Annotated in this window: 2 protein-coding genes; one reads left to right on the top strand and one right to left on the bottom strand. The window is 54.5% G+C overall.

All coding sequences use genetic code 11. The features are described 5' to 3' along the window. Window positions 1-1,112: 1,112 nt before the first annotated feature. Window positions 1,113-1,580, bottom strand: coding sequence for a hypothetical protein (locus tag QZZ60_RS10775; protein ID WP_295641286.1), 468 nt, complete (start codon window positions 1,578-1,580; stop codon window positions 1,113-1,115). Between the two features lie 641 nt (window positions 1,581-2,221). Between QZZ60_RS10775 and QZZ60_RS10770 the strand changes: the two genes are divergently transcribed. After that, the gene (locus QZZ60_RS10770) at window positions 2,222-3,580 is read left to right on the top strand and encodes an outer membrane homotrimeric porin (RefSeq protein ID WP_295641284.1); all 1,359 of its coding nucleotides are present in this window, start codon (window positions 2,222-2,224) and stop codon (window positions 3,578-3,580) included. Window positions 3,581-4,335 lie beyond the last annotated feature (755 nt).

Raw genomic sequence — 4,335 nt, 5'->3', positions numbered from 1 at the left:
TCAGAAGCCCGGCTGGGGGGGGGAGGAGACTGGAGCCTTTCGACTCCAGAGCAAATTTTGCCGGCAGGCCATGGCGTGCATGCCGGCAATGCGGAGGAGAGCTTCCCGAAATCACCTGTCTTTTTCGGAAAGCATGGCGAACATGCAGAGGGAAGGGGCTTCGCCCCATGCTCCTGCCGCTGGGCAGAGAAATCTTGCCGGAACACCCAGACACGTGCCCCGGCGCAAACGCCGCCTCGGAGTCTGCGACGTTCGTATGGAGACGCGAAGAAGCCGGAACTTCTTCACGCTGTTATGGCAACAGGCTTCGGCGCTTCCTCGGGCCGTCCCCCGCAGTGGGGAACGGCCCTCGCCGCACCAGGAGACTGAGGTCCAAGCCTCAGCACGGAACGCGACCCGGTCGCGCTCCAACATGACGCAGAACGAATCGCCCTGCGGAAATTTTGCCGTCTGACGCCTCCGGCACAAGCCGGGTCAAGCCATCGTCAGACGGCCGGGGGGGGAGGTCAAAAACTTGTCCTTCATCGGTCGTTGCGAACTCTGTGCATTTGTCAAGGAACAGTGTCTGTCAGAAGGCCTGTCGTCATGGTTCAGCAGCCGCCCCTGACAGCAAAGGACATCCTGCGAATCTTCCGCTCTTCATCGTCCTTTGTTGAAAACAGAAATAATGAAAATGAATTTCAATGTCAATTATTTTTTATCCTTTTTCAGAGCTCTTTTTGAAAAATATTTTCAAAATATATACAATATATTGTTTTTATTGATAAAGTATTTTTCTGCGCAAAAACGAAATTTCTCAGCCGAAAAAGTTCCGCACAATGCGCCCCCACCTCAAAAGGACGTCGAAAAACTGTCCGCCCTCCCTGCCGTCAGGACAGTCAGCCGAGCCTATCATGTCCATTAAATAAAAAGGCTCCGACAGACGCCTGAAACTCTGCCGGAACCTCGAAAAAAGCATCCTTTCACCATGCTGCGACGCCGCACGGCGTTGAAAAGGTCAGCCGCCCTGCCGCATTGTCCGCACCGGTTCCATCGGCACGGACAGCCGCTGCGCCCCTGATGCCGTGGTCAGAAAAAAGATGTGTCCTCCGCTTCTGCCGCTCAGCATCGCGCTAGCGGTCCAGCTTGAAGCGGATGCGCAGCACGCCTCCGTCATCGCTTTTCCATTCGTGTGAAACCCATATGAACGTGCCGCACTCCGCCGTATGGGCCACGTGCTCTCCTATGCACGGACAGGCGTCCAGCGCGCCTTCGGGGGAATCGGGATCTCCCACGTACACAATGCGCAGAGTATCTCCGGCGCTCTCCGGCAGGCGTGAAAGGTTGAACTTCTTCGCCGCCTCGTTCCTGTCCATGTCACGGGCAACGACAGGCAGGTCACGGGCAAGAACGGCGTTCACTTCCTCGGTGATGCTCTTTACCTCTTCGGGAGAAAGATCATGGGGAAAATGAAAGTCCACCTTGGACTTGTTGGCGTTGATATGGGTGGAAAAGCAGCGAGGACAGCCGTAACGGCGGATCAGAACCCCGCTCAGCGTGTGTTCTGCCGTATGCATCCGCGGATCATATTCTTTGCTCATGGAAAACCTCACATTGTTTTTGCCTGTGCTACCGCAAAACCGAGGGAAGGGAAAGGCGCACCGGCTTCGCCGAATTCCCATGTTCCTTTCTCAAGGCCCCACGTTTTCACCGCAGCCTGCCGAACCATTCCTTAAAAAGCAAAAGCGGACGGAGATGGAAAAAAGACGAACGCCCGCCGCGCAAAATGCCCCCTCTTTCTCACCTCGCATCTTGTCCGCGCCCGCCCTTCCCTGATGCAAAATTTTCAACAACTCCTCCTGAAACAGCGGGTTACGGGGCATTTTTTCCCCGGAAGACGCTGTTGTCCCCCGGAAAACACGACCGCCGTCCTCTCTTCACGCCGGATTCCCGCATTCGGAAAACAGCTCATTATAGTATTTTATTTCAATATATTACCATACATTTTTGCAAATCTTTCATGTAACGGTGCGCTTTTGGTCAATGCGTACAATCTTTTATGTAACTAATTGAAATAGCATATAAATATATTAATTTTTTCTATTTTTTATTTGAAAATTATCATTTTGTTAACATTTTTTTATTGATTAAATAACAAGTTAATTCTAAGCTCCGCTCATGGAAAAAGAGGGATTTTCCATACCGGTTTTACCAACCACTTTTTTTCAAAGGAATGATTGCAATGAAAAAGCTTACTACGCTTCTTCTGGCTGCCGGCATGATCTTTGCCGCGTCTGCCCCTGCTTCCGCCGTTGACGTGAAGATGGACGGACAGTACCTGTTCAACTTCATCACCGGCGAATACGCGGGTACGGGTCAGAACTTCGACAGAGCCGGTCAGCGTCTGCGTCTCGGCATGACCTTCACCGCCAATGAAAACCTCTCCGGCTACCTGCAGCTGCAGATCGGCTCCGGTACCGACAAGAGCACCAACTACGACTGGGGTTCCGACGTCGCCGGCAACAACACCCGCGTCGGCATGCGTCAGATGTACGTCGACTGGCTGATTCCTCAGACCACCGTGCAGGTGCGCATGGGCCGTCAGCTCATCGGTCTGCCTGAAGACGCCTTCGGCAAGAACGCCGTCATGCATCCCGGCTGGAACGGCCGCGACGGCATTTCCGTCGCTTCGCCCGTGACCGACTGGCTCGACGTGTCCGCCTTCTGGCTGCGCGGCGCGTATGACAACGTGAACAACAACGACACCGATCAGTCCAACAAGTCCGACTTCTTCGGCGCCGTCACCAACTTCAAGTTCGACGGATTCTCCTTCTCGCCCTATGTCATGTACGCTTCTCTGGACAAGGGCAGCGACAACGCTCTTGACAGCAGCACCGACGGCTTCGGCCTCGCCACCGTCAAGGCCGACGGCAACGCCTTCTGGGCCGGCACCAACTTCGTGCTGAGCTACTTTGATCCCTTCGTGCTGAAGGTCTCCGGCGCCTACGGCATGATCACCTACGACAACGACAGCGAAAACTGGAACGACCGCAACGGCTGGTATGTGCAGGCCAAGGCTTCCTACAAGACCGCCTACGGCACTCCCATCCTGGGCGCCTGGTACGGCTCGGGCGACGATGACGACGTGCAGTACCTCGGTCAGAACTGGATTCCCGGCTGGGCCGGCCGTTTCCATCCCACATTCGCCTATGCCGACGGTGAATTCGGCTTCTACAGCAACAACGGCCGTCATGCCATCGCCGGCACCTGGGGCATCCAGGCCGGTATCGAAGACGTCAGCTTCCTGCAGGATCTGACCCACAAGTTCACCGTCACCTGGTTCCAGGGTACCAACGACTCCGGCAGCGTTCTCAAGAACGATTCCAGCATCAACCCCGTCAAGTACATGACCACCAACGACAACGCGGTGGAATTCAACCTGGCCAGCACCTATCAGATCTACAAGAACCTGAGCGCCTGCCTCGAACTTGCCTACATCATCACCGACTACGACAAGGGCGACCATCGCGCCTGGGCTGCTGCCAACGAAACCGACAAGGATTCCTGGAGCACCGCTCTTACCTTCCAGTACAAGTTCTAATTCAATGCGGGCCTAGTTCGCTCGTATGAATAGATAATACCAGCGGGAGAGGACGAACATCCTCTCCCGCCTGTTTTTTTAAAGAAACAGCCGTGACACAGCCGGACAGTCCGGCCGTATGAGCGTCCGTCACCTGCACGAGCCTCAAAGATGTCAGCATGGAATTCCCGGTCGGCCCTCCTTTCCCGCTTCAGCGCTTCAGTTTTCCCTGTTCCTTGAGGGCACCCCGCCTTTCTCCGCAGAAGCCTTCCGCGCTTCGAACCGGACGGCCCCGCATACGCCCTGCACGTTCTCCCTGCGGACATGATGTTCTCTCCGCTCTGCCCCTTATCTGTTTTCTGATGCCGCGTCCTTCAATCCTTCTACCGGCATGCTGTCAAAAGCTTCAGAACATTGATCATCCGCCCCGCCTTTCACCTATGGGAATATTTATCAAACCCCATAAGCAAACTTCCCTTCTTCTCATGACCGACGACATGGAAGGTTTCAGCAAAGTCATGCCAGGCATACGGACATGAGCCCTCATCTGTCTTCTTCAATTGCCGTCGAAAAGGCTTCATGGTTCCATCTCTTCACGGCACTGCGCTTCGGAGCAAAGACAAGATGAAAGCCATCCCGCAATATGCCAGACCTTGTTCTCCCGTCATAAAAAAACACCTTTTCGATGTGGACGGGAGCCTGAACAACGCCGTCTGATCAAAAAGGTGTTTTTTAGGTATAACCGTTTTGTGCTCCACCCGCTCAGCGGGTGTTTT

Origin of the sequence: uncultured Mailhella sp., from assembly GCF_905187505.1 — a bacterium.
Taxonomy (GTDB): Bacteria; Desulfobacterota; Desulfovibrionia; order Desulfovibrionales; family Desulfovibrionaceae; genus Mailhella.
The sequence above is the reverse complement of the archived record's forward strand: the minus strand, read 5'-3'. Positions and strand labels throughout refer to the sequence as shown.

What these genes read in the sequence shown, in the direction of transcription:
- QZZ60_RS10775 (WP_295641286.1), bottom strand. Translation starts at nt 1,580, where the DNA reads ATGAGCAAAGAATATGATCCGCGGATGCATACGGCAGAACACACGCTG.
- QZZ60_RS10770 (WP_295641284.1), top strand. Translation starts at nt 2,222, where the DNA reads ATGAAAAAGCTTACTACGCTTCTTCTGGCTGCCGGCATGATCTTTGCC.